This is a genomic window from Mycoplasma testudineum (genome assembly GCF_002245785.1).
GTDB classification, from domain to species: Bacteria; Bacillota_I; Bacilli_A; order Mycoplasmatales; family Metamycoplasmataceae; genus Mycoplasmopsis_B; species Mycoplasmopsis_B testudinea.
On the sequence record NZ_NNCE01000005.1, the window covers coordinates 47,930 to 68,633 of the forward strand.

The 20,704-nt window shown below is 26.4% G+C and carries 17 protein-coding genes; all 17 read left to right on the plus strand.

What is annotated here, in order from left to right; genetic code table 4:
- Positions 1 to 15: 15 nt before the first annotated feature.
- Positions 16 to 1,560, plus strand: coding sequence for a hypothetical protein (locus CG473_RS02685; protein WP_094254774.1), 1,545 nt, complete (start codon positions 16 to 18; stop codon positions 1,558 to 1,560).
- Position 1,561: 1 nt separating this feature from the next.
- Positions 1,562 to 2,098, plus strand: coding sequence for an MSC_0623 family F1-like ATPase-associated protein (locus tag CG473_RS02690; RefSeq protein WP_094254775.1), 537 nt, complete (start codon positions 1,562 to 1,564; stop codon positions 2,096 to 2,098).
- The gene (locus CG473_RS02695) at positions 2,085 to 2,906 is read left to right on the plus strand and encodes an MSC_0622 family F1-like ATPase gamma subunit (protein ID WP_094254776.1); all 822 of its coding nucleotides are present in this window, start codon (positions 2,085 to 2,087) and stop codon (positions 2,904 to 2,906) included. The genes CG473_RS02690 and CG473_RS02695 overlap by 14 nt, the downstream gene beginning before the upstream one ends.
- A gap of 10 nt (positions 2,907 to 2,916) precedes the next feature.
- Entirely contained in the window at positions 2,917 to 3,528 is a 612-nt protein-coding gene (locus CG473_RS02700; RefSeq protein ID WP_094254777.1) for a hypothetical protein, read from the plus strand.
- Positions 3,509 to 6,055 (plus strand): hypothetical protein, encoded by a 2,547-nt coding sequence (locus CG473_RS02705; protein WP_094254778.1) that lies wholly within the window; start codon positions 3,509 to 3,511, stop codon positions 6,053 to 6,055. Before CG473_RS02700 ends, CG473_RS02705 begins: the two co-directional genes overlap by 20 nt.
- 8 nt (positions 6,056 to 6,063) lie before the next feature.
- Entirely contained in the window at positions 6,064 to 7,725 is a 1,662-nt protein-coding gene (locus CG473_RS02710; RefSeq protein ID WP_094254779.1) for an MSC_0619 family F1-like ATPase alpha subunit, read from the plus strand.
- Positions 7,710 to 9,125: an MSC_0618 family F1-like ATPase beta subunit gene (locus tag CG473_RS02715; protein WP_243720098.1), complete on the plus strand. Its 1,416-nt coding sequence runs from the start codon at positions 7,710 to 7,712 to the stop codon at positions 9,123 to 9,125. The genes CG473_RS02710 and CG473_RS02715 overlap by 16 nt, the downstream gene beginning before the upstream one ends.
- A gap of 4 nt (positions 9,126 to 9,129) precedes the next feature.
- On the plus strand, positions 9,130 to 10,494 hold the full coding sequence (locus CG473_RS02720) for a glycine--tRNA ligase (protein WP_166623197.1): 1,365 nt from the start codon (positions 9,130 to 9,132) through the stop codon (positions 10,492 to 10,494).
- Between the two features lie 49 nt (positions 10,495 to 10,543).
- Positions 10,544 to 12,532, plus strand: coding sequence for a DNA primase (gene dnaG / locus CG473_RS02725; protein ID WP_094254781.1), 1,989 nt, complete (start codon positions 10,544 to 10,546; stop codon positions 12,530 to 12,532).
- A gap of 59 nt (positions 12,533 to 12,591) precedes the next feature.
- On the plus strand, positions 12,592 to 14,166 hold the full coding sequence (locus CG473_RS02730; protein WP_094254782.1) for an RNA polymerase sigma factor: 1,575 nt from the start codon (positions 12,592 to 12,594) through the stop codon (positions 14,164 to 14,166).
- 1 nt (position 14,167) lies between these two features.
- Positions 14,168 to 14,923 (plus strand): Nif3-like dinuclear metal center hexameric protein, encoded by a 756-nt coding sequence (locus tag CG473_RS02735; RefSeq protein WP_133509983.1) that lies wholly within the window; start codon positions 14,168 to 14,170, stop codon positions 14,921 to 14,923.
- Between the two features lie 11 nt (positions 14,924 to 14,934).
- Positions 14,935 to 15,420: a dUTP diphosphatase gene (locus CG473_RS02740; protein ID WP_094254784.1), complete on the plus strand. Its 486-nt coding sequence runs from the start codon at positions 14,935 to 14,937 to the stop codon at positions 15,418 to 15,420.
- 4 nt (positions 15,421 to 15,424) lie between these two features.
- Entirely contained in the window at positions 15,425 to 16,102 is a 678-nt protein-coding gene (locus CG473_RS02745) for a hypothetical protein (RefSeq protein ID WP_094254785.1), read from the plus strand.
- A 63-nt stretch (positions 16,103 to 16,165) separates the two neighbouring features.
- On the plus strand, positions 16,166 to 16,906 hold the full coding sequence (tpiA, locus tag CG473_RS02750; RefSeq protein ID WP_094254786.1) for a triose-phosphate isomerase: 741 nt from the start codon (positions 16,166 to 16,168) through the stop codon (positions 16,904 to 16,906).
- Between the two features lies 1 nt (position 16,907).
- Positions 16,908 to 18,404 (plus strand): 2,3-bisphosphoglycerate-independent phosphoglycerate mutase, encoded by a 1,497-nt coding sequence (gpmI, locus tag CG473_RS02755; RefSeq protein WP_094254787.1) that lies wholly within the window; start codon positions 16,908 to 16,910, stop codon positions 18,402 to 18,404.
- The gene (locus CG473_RS02760) at positions 18,379 to 19,170 is read left to right on the plus strand and encodes a tRNA1(Val) (adenine(37)-N6)-methyltransferase (protein WP_094254788.1); all 792 of its coding nucleotides are present in this window, start codon (positions 18,379 to 18,381) and stop codon (positions 19,168 to 19,170) included. Before gpmI ends, CG473_RS02760 begins: the two co-directional genes overlap by 26 nt.
- Positions 19,163 to 20,698 carry a methionine--tRNA ligase gene (gene metG, locus CG473_RS02765; RefSeq protein ID WP_094254789.1) on the plus strand — a complete coding sequence of 512 codons (1,536 nt, stop codon included), beginning with the start codon at positions 19,163 to 19,165 and terminating at the stop codon, positions 20,696 to 20,698. Before CG473_RS02760 ends, metG begins: the two co-directional genes overlap by 8 nt.
- Positions 20,699 to 20,704: the final 6 nt, after the last annotated feature.

Genomic DNA, 20,704 nt, shown 5'->3' on the forward strand with positions numbered 1-20,704 from the left:
AAGAGGTAAGTGAAAATGTTCAAAAAAATAAGTGGTTTATCCTACTATCAATTGTCAGATTTGAAAGAATTGACTTTTACTCGTTTGATAAAATGACAAAACTTATTGAGAATAATTACTTTAGTTGTAATATCAGTAGCAATTTTTTTCACTGTATTTTTTGTAAATCAAAATATTAACACAATATTAAATAACACAGAAATAAGTTCTACAAATTCAGAATCAATGATTAGTGCTGGTGTTGTAAGATTAATAAATTCAGCTGCATCATTCACATTACTTTCAACTTTTGTAGGAATTGCAAACAAGAGAATATTTGAAGATCATAAGCGCTTAGACATTTATTTTTATTGATATTTATTCTATGTTGTTGCCGGTGTTTTAATGTTCATTATCCCGCTTTATGTACCAGAATTAAGTTATTCAAGCTTATCTTCACCAAATAGTGAATTTGTTTGATTAGAAAATATTTCAAAGTTGCGTTGAATTCAATATTCAGTTTTAATTTTTATCGTTATTGAATTTTTTCATTCGATTTATGTACTTAAAATTGAAATTTGGATTAAACCTAGCCAAAGAAGATATTTAAAAAGTAAGTTGATAGCTTTATTTTTTATTGCAATATATTTTTTAGTTTTTATCGGAATTACGTCAGGGCATTACATTGATGTGTACAATAATTTTGTATTATTTGGTAATGGCTTTGTTGATCAATATCGACAAGATGGGATTTCAAGTTTAGTTTTTAGATTTGTTGGCTATTTTATTTTATTGCTTTTGTTATTTTTGCCAATATTATTGTGATTAATTGAAATGTCCAATCTAACTAAAAAAAATTATAGATCCGGATTAAGATTCACTTGAGTGGCTTTAACAATGATTGCAACATTAATAAATACGACAATAAACTTTTTCAATAATCAATCAAATAGAGCAGCTATAAATGATAATAACTATATTTTGCTTGGTGTAGCAATTGGATTTGCAGTAGTTATTGCCTTATATGTATTTTTAAGAAAACCAGTTAGAACGAGTTCGTTATATATACAAATATATTTAGGTTTTACATTGTTTGTTCTAGTTACATTGCATTTGATTTTTAATTCCATTTTTGGATTTTCAACTACATTTGGAATTATAAATCTAATATTTATTTCCTTTGCTATGACACCAGGCTTAATTTATGTCCTTCTAACAAAAAGGAAACTAGAAAAAAAATCTAAATTAATAAAACTATTTTATTTTTTTCTAAGCGCATCAATGTCGCTTTTAACTTTATTATTATTAATTTCACAATATTTTGTAACAATAAATGATGCTATAAATTCAGAAAACTTTAATACATCTACATTAATAGGTGTAATACTAGATTTTATATTCAATAGATTGAATTTGTGAGTTTTATTTTATTTATTACTATCAGTTTTATCAACATTAACAATTGCTTGAATACTAATTAGATTTTCTCGCAGCGTTGTTTTAATTAATGAAAAATATGTTAAAAAACAACAAGAAAAAATAGATAAATTAGTTTTTCAACTAAAACAAAAAGGGGTTTAATATGAAAAAAGATTTAAATTGATTTTGATCATTATTCAAAACAAACAATAGAAAAATTAAAAAAGCAAAACTTTTGAATAACGCAACTATTCAGCAATTTAATGAAATTATTGAAGATAAAGAAATATTTCATGCATCATTAATGAATTTCAAATTGGGTATTTATTTTAGACTAAATTTAGTGCATGATGACCCTTCATTTGATGAATTAATGAATAGATTAAAGCAAGATATTGAAACAAAAAGAATGATCATTTTTGATAAATGGACATTATCTTGAGAAGAAAAAGAAAATTTAATTGTTCCAGTTTTACTAAATACAGATGATCTTCCTCCACACGGAGATGCAGCTGATTATTCTAAAAGCAGTAACACAACAACTTCTCAAATATGAAAATTAATTACAGATGATATTGATTATCTTTTTGAAAATGAGCAACTCCATTTATTGATAACACCTGATATTATGGTATATGACCGCGTTGAAGGGAAAAAGGTCGCATTATTTGGGGAAGGATATTTAAGTGGACAAGTATAATGCTTTACTCAAAATAAGAAAAAATTATAAAAATATATATTCATTAGTAAATTTAAATTTTATTCAAATATTGTCACAGTTTCAAATTCTAAGTGAAAAATTCCAAGGTCAAATGGCAGAAGCCGGCAGATTGAAATGCACTTATGGTGAACTTAATAAAATTTATAAAATTAAGTCAACTTTTTTTGAAGGTCATAGATATATTGTTGAATCAAAAAAGATGTTAATTTATGTTGCAGAAAAAGCAAAATATTCAGCACTATCTTTTAAAAGAACTGATGAAGAAATATTAGAACTTTATAAAAAAAATGATTTATTTATACCAATTGGTGATTATGCTATTGAATTTGCTAAAAAAAATGGAATTCCAATTTATATACAATATGAAACTATTGATATTTCGCATGTTGAAGAACTTCAAGTTTTAGCTTATCAACTTTACATGTCTAAAAAAATAATATCTTTACATATGACATTTCCAACTAATAAATTAGAAGATGGAAATACAATGACAATATTACCTGTAAAAGATTTTATGATTGAACAAAAAGATGTTAAAGTTAATATAAAGAATGTTGACATATATCCTAATTTATCTGATTACATAAAAAATACAAATCTTATCTATTTAGAATTAACCCTAACAGCATTAATAATTGAAGCTTCTTTTTATTCAATGAAACAAAAAATAATTAGAATTAAGACATTATTAGAAACTGTTGAAGATAAAATCAAGAAGATAAATAATGAAATCTTAAAAGAAAAAAGAAAAACACTAACAGAAGAAATTATCATTACAACTCAATAAGGAGATGAAAATGAGTAGAATTGGAAACAAAGCTAATCAATTGGTTGATGCATTAACAACATTAGTTTTTAAAATTCCTTTTCTGAATAAGTTCTATAAAAAAAATCTCCCACTTAATTTAATAATTTCTGATGAAAAGAAATTCAAAAAAACTGGTATTGAAATAGACTTTGAAAAAAAATATAAAGTTTGATGAAAATTAGATAACAACGGAATGTTTTTCAATAATTACGCATCTAAAGGTACAATTGCTTCTGATGTTTTATTGCTAAAAATTCAAGTTGATAATAATGGTAAAAATAAATTTAGAAAATTTTTAATTGAAAATGCATATATTGATTATGAGCAAAATTATTTCAGAATTTCTTTTTTTAGAAATATTTCGGAATTAAAAAATTTTACTAAAAATGAAAATTATTATTCAAAGTCTGAAGTTAACAAAATTTCTAAAGCCACAATTAAACTATCAAAAATTTACTCTGCAAAAGAAGAAATTGGATTACTCCCAGAAGAAATAATAGGCTATTTTAATGCACAAAAACAATCAAAAAAATGGAAGCTTTTGAAACAAAATAAGCTAACTTGTAAGAAGGAAATTAACAATGATGAAAAAGAAATTTAATAAAAAAATATACATTGCTTCTGCAAGTGCTTTAACATTGCCTGTTGTTGCTATACCTGCAATTGTTTTGAATTTGAATAATGATCAAAACACACAAGTTGAAAATAAAATAACCACTAACTTTTTAATTGAAACACAAGTTGATTCATTAACTGCTTTTGCTCAATCTGCAATCAAAGGACAATTAGCAAGAATGAATGAAATTATGAAAGCTGATTCACTAAATGATAATTCAAATACTACATGATTTTCAGATGTATCAACACATCAAAATTTAAGAGAACGTAACTTAATTAAAATTTTTACCGAAATAACTTCACCTAGTTCCACTTATTATTCAACATTAAGCGATGCCTTAATGTTAGGAATTAAAAATTATTTGATTTCAGTTCAATTTACTAGTGAACAATACACTTTAATTGGTGCAAATCAAGTTAAACTTGAAACTATACTTAATACAGTACCAAACGAAAAACTTCAGCAATATATTAATCAATTTTTTTCAAATTGAGAAGCATTTTTCAATACTAAACTTACTGCTAATGGAAGAGGATATGAATGATTTTCAGATGTGTTATCAAATGTAAGTTCTATAAACGAAGCATTTAAATACGATGATCCTTCATTTGAATCAACACCCAATTCAGAAAGTTACAATGATGTAGTAAATTTGATTTCAAATTATAGTGGGCAGTTTGTATTACAAAAATTAAATTTCAGTCAAATTATTTCAAATGTACAAACAGAATTAAAAACTAATTATGAAGCAGATTTAAAAACTCTACAGAGTAAGGAATTTCAAAGTAATATAAAAATTAACCTTGATAGCAATTCATTAAAACTAACTGGAGATGGCAAATATCTAAATTTTAATTTCTTTGAAAAAAATGATTTTAAATCCACTTTGGAAAATGCTAATAATTTTAGTAGAAATGGCTATTTACCTTACTTAATTTCTGACTCAATTGGGAGCATTTTTACTATTAGAAATAATTCCGGTTTGGATGCTACATTTAGAGTAAAAACAGCTCTTGGTAATGCAACAAATAATTACACACAAGTTTTTGAAACGGAAATGAGTGTTGATACTTCTGTGGAGTATATATTGGATCAAATTAATAAAGGTTTTAGTAATGAAACACTAGAAAATACTATTTTTACAGTTGCCGAAAATAAATATAGTGCAGATAAAATCACAGAAGCTGATTTAATTGAAACTGATATATTGAAAAAATACCGTTCTGTTTTTAATATTGAGTATAGTGATTTTACTTTCAACACTTCAGCACAAGTATTAACTAGAACTTCTAATGCAACAAGTTTAAATAATGCAACCGTTTCTATAAAAACAATAAATAATTCACACACAGTAGCTTACAAAAATAATTTTTATCTAAATAAATTAATTCCAGATAAAGCAGCTGAAATTTTAGATGCACCTGAAATTGCTTCATCATTAACTGCTTTAGGAACAATTACTCCTGGCGGTGTAATAATTAAAAATCAAACTAATTGAAATGAATATATTACGTATAATGAAGCAGATACTCAAAAATATAAATATACAACTCAAAGTGTTAATTATTTAAATGAAAATAATACCCTAAACGAAAATAAATTGAATGTAGAAACAACTGTTAGTTTAGTTTCGAATCCAGAAATTCAAAAATCATATACTTCTATTATTTCTAATGTAAAAAGTTCCACTAAAACAACTGAATCAGATTTAAGATATTTTAGAACAGATCAAAGTGAAGCAAATACATCTTTAACTGAAAGTTATGGTACTGCTTTTAGTAATTATTTAAAAAACAACGCAGCTGCAGTAGAAACACTTTATATAAATTCTGTTGGCGAAACACTTGAACAATACAGCTATGATAGTGTTAATGACATTCCAACAATAACTGCAAATCCAATTCGTTATAAAGCCGTTCATGATACATTCAAAAATAAATATACTTCTAAAGTTGCAACTGCATACGGTGCTGCTACTAGTCAATCTGAAATCATTGATTCAAGTGATACAGCAATGCTAGCAGCAGGTGCAGCATTAGCTGCTACATTAGCATCTCAAGGACTAGATTTAGATAAAGATGCTTTACAAAAAATTAATGAATCTCTTACTGATGCTCAAAAAAAATCCTTAGCTGCTTTAACTAATGGTATGTCTGAAAATGAAGCAGCTCAGTTTTTAAATGATTCTTCATCAGTAGTAGCAGCTTTCTTGAAAAATTCATTAAATGCAGATCAAACAATTAATTTATTGCAACAAATTGCAAATATAAATACAAGCAGTGTTAGATTAGCAACAGATTCAATTGCTGGATCAGTTAAATATGTAGGACTAGGTTTAGTATCATTTTTTACTCTGATGACTTTAATAGTTGCAATAAGAGGATCGTTAATAAAAGGTAAAGAAAATAAAGGTAGAAAAGCAGCTATTGTTGGCTTTACATCTGTGATTACAGTAATTGGAATCATCATAGTTATTGTATTGTTATTAGCAATACTTTCGGTAATTTAAGGACAAAAATGTACAAAGATAAAGATAATATTTTATATAAAGAATTTAATGCACATGCTAGTAATAAAAGTAGTACTTTAAAGCAAAATTTTAATAAAAATGTTAATGATCATGTTTCTAAAAAAAGTAGTTCACAAAATTTGTATATTGAATCAATTAAAGATTACATCGTTAAAATAAGAGGAAAATATCCTTTTAGATTTGGACAAATTTTTCACTTAGGACAGCAAAATGTTGAAGGTATTTTAATTAGAGCAACTGAAGAAAGTGCTTTTTTGTTAGTAAATCAAACCCATATAAGTAGTATTAAAGCTGGCGATATTGCAAAAAACTTTTTGCAAGCTTTTGAAGTTGAAACTAGAAAAAATTTTTACAATTCAATAATTGATATTGAAGGTAATAAAATCTATTCTGAACATGATTCAAAATTCGGAGATGATGTTGTCTATAAACATCGTTCTCAAATTTTTAATATTGCTGCAAACATGATGGAAAGAGTTGATTTAAATGAACCATTAGAAACTGGTATTTTTACAATTGATGTTTTAATTCCTATCGGAAAAGGACAAAGAGAATTAATAGTTGGTGATGCAAAATCAGGAAAAACAAGCATTGCTTTAACAACTATAATTAATCAAAAAAATAATGATATAAGAATTGTCTATGTAGCAATTGGCACAAAATTAAATGATTTAAAAGTAATTTATAAAACACTAGCTGAGCATGATTTAATGAAAAAAGTAATTATCATTTATGCTTCAAGTGATAATGCTTACGAGCAATATTTAGCACCATATGTAGGCATGACACATGCTGAAAATATTCGCGAAAGCGGTAAAGATGTTTTAATTATTTTTGATGATTTAACAAACCATGCAAACATCTTGCGTGAATCTGCTTTATTAATTAATAAACCTGTTGGTAAAGAAGCATTTCCGGGAGATTTATTTTACTCACATTCTTCTTTATTAGAAAGAGCTGGTAAATTTGCTACAGGCGGTACCATCACTGCTTTGCCTATAATTAAAATTTTAAATAACGATATCACTTCATTACTTTCAACTAATGTAATTTCAATTACAGATGGTCAAATTGTTTTAAATAGTGAATTAAAATCAAATGGAATAATGCCTGCTATAGATATCAATAAATCAGTTTCTCGTACCGGAAGCAAGGTTCAATCAAAAGTTCTTTCAAAAATAAGTAGTAACATTTTAAAAATTTATACACAGTACGAACACAATAGTGGATTTGCAGGATCAAGTTATGATTTTAGTGATGCAATTAAGGAAATTATTTCAAAAGGACAAGCACTATTTAGTGTTTTAAAACAAGATGAATACCGAATTTATTCAAGAGCTTTTATTTTGATCTTAGCTTATATAATCGAATGAAGAATACTAGAACAAAAACTTAATGCAAATGAATTGGTGCGCTTTATTCATTATGTTTTACACAATACATTAACTGGTCAAGCAATAATTAAAGCTGTGAGCCAAACTAAAAATAATATTGATGAAACATTATTAAAATTCTACATAACTGATTTGCTAAAACAATATGAGAAATTAAAACAGGATTCAAAAATGTTTGATTTTGACAAACAAACATTTAGCATTACGCCAAAGCAATGACAAAAAATTAAGGAGACATTATGAACGGAAAAATAGTAGCAGTTTCTTCTGATGTCGTTGATGTATTTTTTGAAAACGTTAATTCAATTCCCGAAATAGGAACAATACTAAAATCATCTGATCAAAAAACCAGCATGATAGTTGAGCAAATTCTAAATAAAAACACAGTTAGAGCAATTTTAGTTTGAGTAAGCAAAATTCAATTGCAAATAGGTGAAGAAATAATTAATACAAATAAGAGTTTTCAAGTGCCCGTTGGACCTTCGACAAACGGTTTAGTTTTCAATGTTATTGGTGAACCATTAAACAATACATCTCTATCAGACAATATATTTAAAATCGACATTAATGAACCTAGTGAAAATGCTCCAGATTTTGGTTTAAGAAATAATATTGTTGAAACTGGAATCAAAATTATTGACTTTTTTTTACCTGTTTTGGAAGGTTCTAAAATAGGTATTTTCGGTGGAGCTGGTGTAGGTAAAACAGTTGTAATTAAGGAATTAATTTTTAACGTTTCAAATAAAAGCGAAAATTTTAAATTTTTTTTTGTAGGTACTGGAGAAAGAACTAGAGAAGGTAAAGAACTTTATAATGAACTAGTTGAATCTGACCTTTTAGATAAAACTACAATGTTTATAGCACAAATGAATGAACCTTCTGGTGCAAGGCAAAAAATTGTCCCAGTTGCATTGCGATCAATTGAATATGCTAGAGATGTTGAACAAAAAAATGTGTTAACTTTTATTGACAATATTTATCGATACGTTCAAGCAGGTAGCGAATTATCTTTTTCATTAGGTAGAAAGCCATCGGAAGCCGGTTATCAAGCTACTTTAGTTAGTGAAATATCTTCGATTCAAGAAGGACTTAAGGCTAATAAAAATGGCTCAATTACTACTTTTCAAACAGTTTTTTTACCAATGGATGATATTAATGATCCAGCTTCCGCTGCAATATTATCTCACTTAGATAGTTCAATGGTACTTTCACGTGATATTGCTGGACAAAATTATTTTCCTGCAATAGATCCATTACAATCAAATTCAATAAATACATCACTAAAAATTATCGGAAAAAGACATTCACAACTTTTAACTGAAGTTAAATCTGTTTTACAAAAATATAAAGATCTTGAAGACATGATTTTGATTCTAGGATTAAATGAACTTGAAAAAGATAAGCAAATTATTGTTAAAAAAGCTTTACAACTTAAAGCCTACTTTACTCAAAATTTTCATGTTGCCGAAAATTTTACTAAGCGACCTGGCGTTTATGTAAAAAAGGAAAATATGCTTCAAACAGTCGAGAATATTCTTGAAGGAAAATATCTAGAATTAGATGATTTTAACTTCTTGTATATTAAAGATTTTTCAGACTTAGATGATAAACTAAATGAATATAAGAATAAAAAAGTAGAAGCTAAAACAGAGTAAAAATATGCAAAAAAAATATGAAGAAAATTTTATGACATTATTAACGAATCACTTGAAAGAAAGTGGTTTTGTTTTTCAAGGTAGTGAAATTTATGGCGGTCTTTCAAATACTTGAGATTACGGACCTTACGGAACAATTTTAAAAGATAAAATTTCAAATTTTTGAAAATCTTATTTTATTAAAAATAGAAAAAATTCATATTTAATTGATTCTAAAATTTTAATGAATCCACTAGTATGAAAAAGTTCGGGTCATTTAAGTAATTTTACTGATTTATTAATTGAAAATAAATTGACTCAAAAAAGATATAGAGCAGATCATTTACTCGAAGCATTTTATAGTGAATCGGAAGTTGCAAAATTCACTCAAGAACAAATGCTTGATTTAATTAAGAAGCATTATCCAAATATTGAAAATAAAAAAACTGAATGATCAGAAATTCGTAAATTTAATTTAATGTTCGAAACATATCAAGGAGTTATTGAAGGCAAAAAAGACACAATATATTTGCGTCCTGAAACAGCTCAAGGAATTTTTATAAATTTTAAAAATGTTCAAAGAACAATGAGAGCTCATTTGCCTTTAGCAATTGGTCAAATTGGTAAATCGTTTAGAAATGAAGTTACACCTGGTAATTTTATTTTTAGAACAAGAGAATTTGAACAAATGGAATTGGAAGTATTTGTTGATCCAGAAAAATCAATGGAAGCTTTTGACGAGTATGTAAATGCTTCATATGAATTTGTATTATCTCTTGGAATTGAAAAAGAAAATATTAGAATTAGAAAACATAGTGATGAAGAACTAAGTCACTATTCAAAAGCAACATCAGATATTGAATTTTTATTTCCTTGAGGATGAGGTGAGTTAATGGGAATCGCCCATAGAGGTGATTATGATTTATCACAACATGAATTAGGTTCAAAAGTTAATTTACAATACCAAGATCCTTTTACAAATAAAAAGTACATTCCACACGTAATTGAGCCTTCAGTTGGTCTAGATAGATTGATGCTAGCTATTTTGTGTCAAAGTTTTGAAATTGATGAAATGAATGATAATAGAATCTTACTTGATTTGCCAGTTCAATTATCTATTCATGATGTAGCAATCTTACCTTTAGTTAAAAAACAATTAGACGAAGCAGAAATCATTGAATCAAAACTAAAACAATTAGGTTTAAGTACAATACTTGATTCTTCTGGTTCGATTGGAAAAAGATACAGAAGATATGATTCTCTCGGAATAAAATATTGTTTGACAATTGATTATGATTCAAGTTCTGAACAAACATTTACTTTAAGAGATAGTAAAACAATGGAACAAAAAAGATTATCATTAGAACAGATAATAAATTTAATTCAATAATTGCCTTAGGGCAATTTTAATATTTATAATATTTAAAAAAGGAGATTGTATGAATTTTGATGAATTACAAAAAAAAATACTTTCTCAAACTTCTCTTTCAGAATATATTTCTAGAACAACTTCATTAGTTTCAAAAGGCGGAAGTCACATTGGTTTATGTCCTTTTCACACTGATAGCAATCCCTCATTTTCCGTTAAAGATTCAATTGGAATTTTTAACTGTTTTTCATGTAACAAAAAAGGCGGTATTATTAAGTTTGTCGAATTAAAAGAAAATCTTTCATTTTCTGAAGCTGCTGCAAAATTAGCAGAAGAATTTAATATAGAATGAAACGGAAAAGTAAATATTGAAAAATTCACTCCTGAACAAGAAAACGCTATAAGTGCAAATGTAATTGCAAATAGTTATTTCAGAGCAACACTTAAAAAAAATTTAAAAAGTAATTCTGAAATTATTAATTATTTATCAAAACGAAATTTGGATGTAAACGATATTAATAAATTCCAAATTGGTTATGCTGATGGAAATTTAGCAAACTATTTAATAAAAAATAAAATTGATACAACTTATTTTGAAATTGTAGATTTAATAAATGAAAGCTCAAGAGATTTTTTTTATAATAGATTAATTTTTCCAATTTATGATTCAAAAAATAATTTAGCTGGTTTTTCAGGTAGAGTTTTGACTGATCAAAATAAACCTAAATATTTAAATAGTAGTGATAACTTAATTTTTTCAAAAGCAAAAGTTTTATACAATTTTCATAATGCAATTTCAGAAGCTAAAAATTTAGGATTTTTGATAATTGTTGAAGGCTTTTTTGATGTAATATCATTAAGCAAAATAGGAATAAATAATGTTGTTGCGATAATGGGTACATCATTTTCTGTAGAACATTTAATTCAAATTAAAGGCTTAGAAATTGTTCTTTTTTTGGATAATGATAAAGCAGGTTTAAAAGCGACTTTAGATCATTTATTAACATTAAATAAATATGGTTTCTCAAATTCTGTTATTTTTTACAATAATAAAAACGGTGCTTCTCATCCAAAAAGTAATTACCATTTTGATGAATTATTTACAGCTAATGATTTGATTTTAGAATATAAAAAAGTAGATGCAGATGAAATCGCATCATCGCAAAATGGCAAAGAAATAATTTCAAAATTAATTGGAAATAGAGTTTCAGGAATTGACTTTTATTACAAAATATTAAGACAACAATTCAATTTTTCAAATAGTCAAAATATAAGCAATTTTATAAATGAATTTTCAAAAATAATTTCTTATCAATCTGAAGTAATTATAAATCGATTTACATCTCTTTTAAATTCAAAACATAATCTGGGAGTTAATTTTAAAAAGATGCCAATAAAATACCTTAAAGACAACGTTGGTAACTTTACACGGCAAACCAATTATCAAAATGCACCAGTTGATATACATAATCCAGAACCCATAGAAATACCTAGAAGAAATAATAATTTTAATATTCAAGATACTTTAAATACAGCAGAATTTAATAAAGTACAAGAAACTAATAATAGTAAATTTGGTAAGTTAATTATAAAAATTGTTACAAATGTAAATTTTCTCAATGCTTATGTCAATCTAAAGAAAAAACATAATAAAGAAGATATATTCGAATTTGCGCCAAGTGAATATAAAAAAATTGAAAACCAATTTCAAAAATTCTATGACGAACTTAGTGAAGAAATTTTTGATCCTAAAAAATTTATGGATTCTTTAAGCAAAGAAGATCTTAAAACATTTAACAAAGCTAAATTAGATTATATATCGACAAATCCTAAATTAAAAGATGAAGATCTATGAACTGAAGATGAAATTCAAATGTATTTACTTAAATACAAAGTCGCTACATTATCTATTGAAATTGAAAGATTAAAAGCCCTTATACTTAAATCAACAAATGAAACTGATAAAGAAGTAAAATCAAATTTATTTGAAAAATTAGTTGCTTATACAATTAAAAAAGATAAGATTGAAAACAAAATAAAAAAGTTATCTAAAAAATAGTTTAAAATGTATAATTTAAAATACTCTTTCGAGAGTTTTTATACGTAACTTGGAGGAATATGGCATCAAATAAAGAATTAATAGAAGTATTAAAAGATCTGAAGAAAAAAAAGAAAGTTAAGCACCTATCACAGGTTGAAGTTTTTGAATTTTTAGATAAACAAAAATTAGCTGTAACAGAAAATGATTCTGATGATTTTTTAATTGACTTAATAAATAATGAAATTATTAAAGATGATATGGATTACGGAGATGATGGTTTTGTAAGCGAAAATGATTTTCAAACAGAATTAAAATCTAAAGTAAAAAATGACAAAAAAGCCTCTCAAAAACCTAGTAAAAAAACTTCTGAAAAGAATGCAATAGAAGAAGATGAAAACGATTTAGATCTGGAAGATACCGACGAAATTGAAATGCACATTCAAGAAGATGAAGACGATTTTGATCAGACCATTGAAATTGATGAAGATAACATAAATATCGATGAATTAAATAGCGAAGATGATGATGACGATCTTTTCGATGATGATGAAGAGCCTATTGATCCAGATTTAGATTTAAGTTCATTACATAATGAAGTTGATGACGAAGATGATGAACACGATGAAGATGACGAAGATGATGATGATGAACTAGATGATCTTGAATCTGCACTTTTTTCTGATGAAGATAAGGATTTATCTGAATTAACACAAAGCGATGTTAAGCAAGAACGATTCGACAAAATGAAAAGTTCTAAACTTAAATCTAAGTTATCTGAAACAAACGATATTGTAAAATGATACATGCGTTGAATAGGTAAGTATGGAACATTACTTAGCGCTGAAGAAGAAAGAAACTTAGCAAAAACAATGCGCGAATACAAAGACACATTAAAAGGTCGTAGAGCGCGCGATATGTTGATTAAACGTAATCTTAGATTAGTAATCAATAATGCGAAGAAATACAAAAATAGAGGATTACCATTTATTGATTTGATTTCTGAAGGTAACGCAGGAATCATTAAAGCTGTTGAAAAATTTGATGAAACTAAAGGGTTCAAATTTTCTACATATGCAACATGATGAATTCGACAAGCAATCACTAGAGCTGTTGCTGACCAAGCAAGAACAATTCGTGTGCCCGTCCACATGGTTGAAACAATAAATAAAATTATCAAAATTGAACGTGAATTACAACAAATAAAAGGTTCAATGCCAACTGATGAAGAAATTGCTGCAAAATATGGTGATGATTTTACAGCTGAAAAAGTTCGTTACATAAGAAAAATAAATATTGACCCTATTTCACTAGATAAAACAGTAGGTAAAGAAGACGATTCATTTTTTAGTGACTTTATAAAAGATGAAAGTGTAATTAGTCCAGATGATTATGCAAATAATGCTGATTTAACTAAACACTTAATTAATTTAATTAATACAAGATTATCTCCAGAAGAAAAGTTAATTATCCAAAAAAGGTATGGAATTGGTTCAGATGATAATGGTGTTCCTTATCGAGTTCATTCATTCCAAGAATTATCACTAGAGTTAAACATTAGTCGTGAAAAAGTTAGACAAATGGAAAACAAAATTTTAAGATTATTACGTTCTAGTCCTGAACGTGTTAAATTGAAAGAATTTACAAAAAATTAATATGACAATTCGTTCGATAACACAAGAACTAGAAAAAATATATCCACTTAACAATCAAGATCCCTGAGATTTTTCGGGCTTTTCTATTCGTGTAAAAAATTACCATCGTGTTTTACTAAAATCAATTTTGTTAACAATTGATGTAACTCTTGATTCAATTAAATATGCAATAAAAAATGATGTGAATTTAATAATTACACATCATCCTTTTATTTTTAATAACTCTATTAAAGAAGATTTTAAAAATAATAATTACAAAATTGAAATTTATAATCTTTGTTTACAACACGGAATTAGTTTGTATTCTCTTCACACTAATTTTGATAGTGATAATGAAGGTACAAGTTTTCAAGTGGCAAAAATGTTTTTTGAAAATTTACAAGTTGAAATTGAATCAAAATATTCTGCATCTGTAAAAGTTGATATAACTTATGACCAATTGAAAAAAAACTTAACTAAAAAAGGCTATCCTATTTTCCATAAATTAATTCATAAAACAAATATTGAATCCTTTAATAAGGTAATTTTTTTTGCTGGTTCAGGGGATTATCAATCGATTTATGAAATGAAAGATCCTAATACAGTTTTTGTGACAAGCGACATAAAATGAAATGAATGAATTTTATATCATGAAGAAAAAATTAATATCATCCAGATTAGCCACAAAGTTGAACAAGCTTTTATCAAAAAAATTTTTAATGTTTTAAGTAACCTTTATAATAAAGAAAATATACATATGTTAAAATTAGAAATATAGGTGGTATTTTTATGGATATTTCAAGATTATTAAAAGCACAATGTGAATTAGATGCAATGATTTTAAAAAAGGCAAACTTGTCAAGTTTTAAAGACGTAATGCCAAAAATTGGAATTGCATTAATTGTTGAAATTTCGGAATTTGCAAATGAATTACAATCCTTTAAATATTGAAAAAGCAATAAAAATATTGACAATCAGAAAATTCTTGAAGAATATAGTGATGGTATACATTTCTTGAATTCATATGCCTTTAATTATGATGTAAATCCTATTATTGAACCAAGAGTAGTTTCAGATGATATTAATGTTCAATTGATAGATGCATTTAACGAATGCTTATATATGATTAAAAAAACTAATAAATCAACAATCACTAAGGCTTATCAAACATATTTGGGTTTGGCTTCATTGTTAAAAATATCTGATGATACAATTGAAAAAGAGTATTTCAAAAAAAATGAAATAAATCAACAAAGAGTTAAAGGTTCATACTAATCGAATGATAGATGAGTATAAATTCGAATTCCATAAAACAAGAACAAAAAACTTGCAATTTGATTTTCTTGAAAAACCTTTTGATAACGGTTATATTTTTAGAAAAGATGATTTTATTTTAAAAGATGAATATGGCAATTACAATCAATTTGCATTATGAATAAGTGATAAAAATAGAGCAGTATTTAAATTACAGCTTTATGCATCTGATCATCCCCGTTCAAATTGTTTTAGAGTAAATAATTATGGTTCAATTATCGAACAATATTTTCGCATTAAAAAAATTATTAAATTTGATTTTGAAGATTTAGGAGAAATATCGAGCCTTACAAAAAGCAGAATAATTAAATGAAATGATAGTAAAACATTTAACCATGTACTACCGCTAATTTTTTTAATAAGGGCTTATTCAGTTGACAAAATATCTAGAATTTTAATATATAAAACAAAAGTTAAATTTATCGTTCCAATCAGTAGATTGTTATATATTGTAATTTTACACTCAGCGCCAGATTACTGAGTAATGGAAAATACACAGTTAAAAAAATTGTTTGAAAAATTAGGGATTAATACCTCTGATTTAAGACTTCACAAGTTGAAAGAAATGGCAATGCTAGAGGGCAAAAAAATTGACTATGAACTAAAAGAAAAAGAATTGGAAATTAATATAACCAATTATTAGCCTATTTATTTCGTATTCTATTGAATAATATATAATTTTAAAAAATAAACTATTAGGAGATTTATGCGAAAAAAATACATTATCGGTAATTGAAAAATGAATAAAACAGCTCAAGAAGTTGATAATTTTATTAGTTCATTAATTGAGTCATATAATCAAGAAAAAAACAAATTCATGAAAGGATTGGTTTTTGGAATTGCAGCTCCAGCAACACATTTTTCAAAATTACAATATCCTTCATTAAAATCTATGAATTTAAAAGTAAGTGCACAAGATGTTTCGGCACACTCTAGTGGAGCTTACACCGGAGAAATAAGTGCTCCAATTTTAAAATCATATGAAATTGATATGGTTGTAGTGGGACATTCTGAAAGAAGACAATACCACCATGAAACTAATTTAGATGTAAATCAAAAAGCTAAACTAGCCATTCAAAATGGGATTATGCCAATTATTTGTGTTGGCGAAACATTAGAGCAATACGAAGATGGAAAATCAAAAGAAGTAGTTCAAAAACAAATTGAAGAATCATTAAGAGGACTTGATTTGTCAAAAATTATAGTTGCATATGAACCAATATGAGCAATTGGAACTGGAAAAACAGCATCAAGTCAAGAAGCACAAGAAATGTGTAAATTCATTCGATCTATTACAGGTGAAAATCTTATTATTCAATACGGTGGTTCAGTTAAACCAGCAAACATTGAAGAATTAATGAATCAGCCAGACATTGATGGAGCCTTAGTTGGTGGCGCATCTCTAGAAGCAAATGATTTTCTAAAGTTGCTAACGTTAAATAAATAATATGAAAAAAGTAATTTTAGTAGTTATTGATGGTCTAGGTTTAAGAACCGAAAGCCAAGGTAATGGATTTAAACAAGCGAATACACCAAATTTTGACAATTGGTTTAAAACATTTCCAAATTCTAAAATAATGGCTTCAGGAGAATATGTCGGTTTACCAAAAGGTCAAATGGGAAATAGTGAAGTAGGTCATTTAAGTATAGGGGCAGGGAAAGTCGTTTACACCGGCCTATCATTAATTAATAATGAAATCGAAACAGGGAAGTTTAAGTTAAATGAAAAATTTCTTAATGTTTTTGAAAAAGTTAAAAAAGATAATTCAACTTTGCATATTATGGGTTTGCTATCACCTGGTGGAGTTCATTCAGCTGAAGAGCATTTATTTGAATTAATAAAAATGGCACACGAACATGGTGTTAAAAATTTAGCAGTTCATGTTTTTGGTGATGGTAGAGATGTAGCCCCTCAATCTATAATTCCTTCAATTGAAAAATTAGATAAATTAACAAAAAAATTCGGATATTTCATAGGAACCATTTCTGGTAGATTTTATGCAATGGATCGAGATAAAATTTTTGAAAGAACTCAAAAAGCATATGATGCACTGCTTCATAAAAATTCACAAATTTTTAGTGATGCCAAAAAATATGTTGAAGATCAATATTCACAAAATATTACAGATGAGTTTTTTATTCCGGCATATAATCCAGATTCTTTTCCAATCAAAAATAATGATTCAATTATCTTCTTTAATTTCAGACCAGATAGAGCTAGACAATTAACTCATCTTTTTAAACCTTCTGAAATTTATGATTTCAAAAACAGTCATCAGCTTAAAATTTCTAATTTTATTTCAATGATGAAATATGAAGGTATGGATACAGAAGTCGCTTTTGAAGAAACCAAAATTACTGAACCAATAGGTAAAGTACTTGCCGATCAAGGACTGAAACAATTAAGAGTAGCAGAAACACAAAAATATGCTCATGTAACTTATTTTATGGATGGTGGAATTGATGTTACTTATCCTAATTCAAAAAGAATAATGGTTGATTCAATTAAAGCTGAATCATTTGCTGATTCGCCACATATGTCTGCAATGGAAATTACAGATGAAGTAATTAAAAATGCAAATAATTATGATTTAACTATTTTAAATTATGCTAATCCTGACATGGTAGGTCATACAGGGGATTTAAAAGCAACTATTGAAGCCGTTTCATTTTTGGATATACAACTAGGAAGATTAATGGATTTTGCTATTCAAAATAATATTACGGTTTTTATAACTGCAGATCATGGAAATGCAGAAATTACTGAAGATGAAAATAATCAACCTGCTACAAAACATACATCAAGTCCGGTTATGTTAATTACTAATGATTTATCTTTAAAATTAAAAGATGGAAAACTAGCAAACATAGCTCCAACAATTTTGGATTACATGAATATCAAAAAGCCTAGTGAAATGAATGAAGAATCACTTATTATTAAATAATAAAAATATTGAACTAAATAATTTAGGCTTTGATTCAAATTTAAAAATATATCAGCATAAACAAATGTTTAATTACTCAGTAGATACAATTCTATTTGGTAATTTTATTTTTTTAAATCATAAAATAAAAAATGCATTAGAAATTGGAGCTAATAATGGAGCGCTATCAATATTTATTGCTGATAGAAATATTGATTTAAAAATTGATGCTGTTGAAATTCAAGAACAGGCAGTTGAATTAGCAAAAATTAATGTTTCTTTAAATAAAAAAGATAACCAAATAAATGTAATTCATAGAGATTTTAATCAATTTGTTATTGACAAAAAAAATAAACAAATTCAAAAATATGATTTAATTTTTGTTAATCCACCTTACTATCAAATTGACAAAACGAACTATAATGATGAAAATCTAAGTAAACTTATTGCAACTCATGAAGTGTCTCTCAATTTAGAGCAAATAGTTAAGGGTTCGCGATCTTTGATTAAAACCAAAGGGTATTTAGACTTTGTGATTCCGATTGAAAGATTTGTTGATTTAGTTTGTATTTTAAGAGAAAATAATTTTGAACCAAAACGTATTCAATTTATATATCCAAGAATAAATGACAAGCCTAAGTTCGTATTGATTGAATCAAGATTTCAAGCTGGATACGGCCAGCACTATTTAAATAATTTATATTTACATCCTGAAGACAAAAATAATCATGATTATTTAGAAGAAATAAAAAAATGGTACACACCATGAAAGATAAATAATGAATAAAAAAACATATTACATTACAACACCAATTTATTATCCAAGCGGAGATCTTCATCTTGGACATCTTTTTACAACAACTCAAGCGTGAGTAATGCGAAATTTTAAAAGAAGTCAAGGTTATGATTCGATCATGGTGACAGGTGCAGATGAGCATGGTCAAAAAATTTATGAAAAAGCAATCGAAAATAAAATGGAGCCACAAAAATATGTTGATATGCAAAGTCAAAAATTTATTGACCTTTGAAAATTGGCACAAATTGACAATGATTTATTTATAAGAACTTCTAGTGAAAAACATAAGTTAATAATTAAAAAAATATTTACATCATTATTTAAAAAAGGCTTCATTTACAAAGGTGAATATAAAGGACTTTATTCAATTAGCGATGAAGAATTTGTTACGGAAGCAAATGCTAAATTTGAAAACGGAAAATATTATCATCCTACTAGCGGACATGAGTTAACTGTTTTAAGTGAAGAATCTTATTTTTTTAAATTAAATACTTTTTATGATTGATTAGTGAATGAATTTTTAATTGATGAAAATGTTGAAAGTAAAAATGTAATTAATGAATTAAAAGCAAATTTTTTACAAACTACTGTTGAAGATTTGTCTGTTACTAGAATAAAAATTGATTGAGGAATTAGAATTGATGAAGATCCTAAGCATGTTATATATGTTTGACTTGATGCCCTATTCAATTACATTACAGTTTTAAATTATTCAGAAATTGATCAATCTTTATATGAAAAATATTGAAATAACGGGACCGAAAGAGTTCATATAATAGGAAAAGAAATAGCAAGATTTCATTGTATATATTGACCTATATTTTTAAAATCGCTTGATATAAAATTACCAACAAAAATTGTGCCTCATGGATGAATAATAACTCCAACAGGTAAAATGTCAAAATCTAAAAATAATGTAGTTGACCCAGTCCAGTTATTAAAAGAATTTGATCCTGAAGAAGTAAAATATTTTTTAGTTGCTAAATTAAATATGTTTAAAGACTCAGTTTTTAGTAAAGAATTATTAATCAATGCTATAAATTCTGATTTAGCAAACAATTTTGGTAATTTAATTTCTCGAACAACAAAAATGATTGAAAATAATTTTGATCGTCCGCTTTTATATAAAGAATCTGAATCTGAAGTAATAAATGATGTTTACAAAAAAGCTGAAATTTATTATGAAAATTTTAAGAAATTTATGAATTCATATGAAAGTGATGAAGCATATTCACAAATTATTTTGATAGCTAAAGAATTGAATAATCTTATTGATTCAACTGAACCTTGAAAATTAGACAAAAACGACCCCTTATTAGAGCAAATTTTAATTGCATTAATGAACGGAATTTATATAATGGCACTTGCATACAAGAATGTCATGCCAAATAAAATTGCAATGTTAGAAAAGCAATGGAATAATATTGAAATTGCGGAAAGATTAATTTCTGATAAAAATAAATTTAGTTTTTTCAAAATTACAAAAGGAAATATCTTATTTAAGAGATTGACTTTGTAAATATTA